This is a genomic window from Halovibrio sp. HP20-59 (genome assembly GCF_033052795.2).
Taxonomy (GTDB): Bacteria; Pseudomonadota; Gammaproteobacteria; order Pseudomonadales; family Halomonadaceae; genus Vreelandella.
This window is the reverse complement of record NZ_JAWJUW020000189.1, coordinates 1-233: the sequence shown is the minus strand read 5'-3', so window position 1 is coordinate 233 and position 233 is coordinate 1. Positions and strand designations below refer to the sequence as shown.

At 60.5% G+C, this 233-nt stretch carries 1 protein-coding gene; it reads right to left on the bottom strand.

What is annotated here, in order from left to right:
* Window positions 1-110: CHAD domain-containing protein (locus RZA33_RS19995; RefSeq protein ID WP_416337898.1), on the bottom strand; the 110-nt coding region annotated here is incomplete at its 3' end.
* Window positions 111-233: the final 123 nt, after the last annotated feature.

Sequence of the window (233 nt, the reverse complement as noted above, 5' to 3'; positions counted from 1 at the left end):
AACGCAGGCGATGGAATCTCGTGCCGGAACAGCACACAGATCGTGCGCAGACGGCGCAAGGCAACACGCATCTGGTGCACACCTTCGGCGCCAGATTCCTGCTTTGCCACAGCGTGGTTGCTCAAGAGATGGTGCCAGCAGGCCGCGACCAGCAGCGCGACGACATCATCAACGGTATGCTCGGCCGTGATGTTAACGGGTTCGCTTCTTGCCGCAGGCTGCACGACATCGAA